At 57.6% G+C, this 1,846-nt stretch carries 2 protein-coding genes; one reads left to right on the forward strand and one right to left on the reverse strand.

The window, feature by feature from the left end; translation table 11 throughout:
* Positions 1-526: LLM class flavin-dependent oxidoreductase (locus tag WCA53_RS18315; protein WP_423913639.1), on the reverse strand; the 526-nt coding region annotated here is incomplete at its 3' end.
* 86 nt (positions 527-612) lie between these two features.
* Between WCA53_RS18315 and WCA53_RS18320 the strand changes: the two genes are divergently transcribed.
* Positions 613-1,530: a LysR family transcriptional regulator gene (locus tag WCA53_RS18320; RefSeq protein WP_423913643.1), complete on the forward strand. Its 918-nt coding sequence runs from the start codon at positions 613-615 to the stop codon at positions 1,528-1,530.
* Positions 1,531-1,846: the final 316 nt, after the last annotated feature.

Below are 1,846 nucleotides of genomic sequence, written 5' to 3' on the forward strand. Positions count from 1 at the left end.
ATGGGGGATACGGTCGCTGCACCGTCTTCGGAATGATGAGTGGCTTGTTGACGTGGTAGTACTTGCCGTCAAACTCGACCTGCTCTTCCGTCAGCAGCCGCTTGATGAGAACCACCTCTTCTTCGAGTTGCTCATAGCGCAGCTCTTTCTCGCCCAACTGCCCCTCCGCGAGGGCATCCTTTTCGCTGATCCCGGCGATCAGGTTCATATAGAGCCGCCCATTCGACAGCTGCTCGAACGTCGAAATCATCTTGGCCTGTGCGACCGGATGAATAAATCCGGGCTTCATCGCAACCAGCGCTTTGATTCGGGAAGTGCGGCTGACCAGAAACGACGCCGCGACCCATGCATCCCAGCAGTGAGAAGAAACCGGCAACAGCATGTAGTCGAAGCCGGCGTTTTCAGCGGCGACGGCCACGCGTTCGAAGTGTTCGAGTGATTGGGGAATGCTCTTCGACGGATCGCTGAAAGCGGTCGTGTCGCCGAGGGAGGGGCAAAACCAGCCCATGGAAAGTGGGGAATTCATGATGCGTCTCCTTGTGTCCTGCCTGATTTGCCTCTATATCAGCACCTCCAGTCGTATAAGTAAAATGAAGTGTTATTATTCAGTCCATGCACAAAATTAATACGTCCACATTCGACCTCAACCTGCTGACGGTATTTCTCGTACTGTGGGAGACGCGAAGCGTGACGAAGGCGAGCGACCGGCTAGCGCTAAGCCAACCCGCTGTCAGTCACGCATTGCGGCGTCTGCGCGATGCCATGGGTGACGAACTGTTCGTGAACGCGAAACGCGGCCTGGTACCAACGCCGCGCGGCGAAGCCTTGATTGATCCAGTTCGCGAAGCATTGGAGAAAATCAACCTTGCTCTGACGGAGCAAGACACATTCATTCCATCAATAGCGCAACGGCAATTCAATATTGCGGCTGGAGATCTGGTCGAGTTTTCGATCCTGCCGCAACTGGTGGAGCAGATCGGAAGACTGGCGCCAGGCATCGTGATCCGGATAGCGCCCATCCCCGAAGGCCCCCTCGCCATAGAACAGCTGGAGTCCGGCGCGCTGGATGCGATTATCGGCGCGCATTCAATTCACGGAACGGGCATCAACAACGAAACACTTGCGCAGATCAGCGTAGCGACCTTGATCTGGAAGCGCGAGAATCTTGGCAAACGGCGTTTCCCCTTGGCGCTCTATCTGAAACGGCCGCATGTCGTCATCCGCACGACTGATCGCCAGGGAACGATCGTCGATCAGACACTCGCGGAACGTGGGTTGCAACGGCAAATCGGCGCGGTTGTTCAGAACTTCATGGCGATGCCCATGCTCGCGGCGCGAACAGGCTACATCTGCAATGTTCCCAGCAGCATGGCGGGAACATTCGCTGACTTGTTCGACCTGAGTGTCCACGAACCGCCCATTGCCTTTCCTCCCACTCCGATGTTCATCTCGTGGCACAAGCGTTTCGACGGCGACACGGCACATGCTTGGATGCTGGAACAGATCCGCTCTGCGTTAGCGACCGTCTGAATTTTCGCCTGGCGGGAGTGGCCCTGCATCGCCGACCTACACGCGCCCCCTCACGCCTACAGCGCAGCAGCGTGGGGAATGGACAGACGGGGCATGAGTTGGTCAACCAAAGCTAGAATGCAGAAGGTAACGCTAACGAATGTGGGTAACCATGCCAGTCGACAACTTCGACAACCGTGTCGGGCTACGCATAGTCCCCAACCGGGTCGTCCGGCATCGTGTGTTCGACCGATTTTTCATGCTCCTCTCGGGCGGCTTCGGACGGCGACAAGGGTGGCTCGCCGGCGGGCTTCCGCGCCGGCCGTGGGGTCGCCTT

Origin of the sequence: Caballeronia sp. (assembly GCF_049581465.1) — a bacterium.
Lineage (GTDB): Bacteria > Pseudomonadota > Gammaproteobacteria > Burkholderiales > Burkholderiaceae > Caballeronia.

Excerpts from the sequence above, each read along its gene's own strand:
- WCA53_RS18320 (WP_423913643.1), top strand. The coding sequence starts at position 613 with ATGCACAAAATTAATACGTCCACATTCGACCTCAACCTGCTGACGGTA.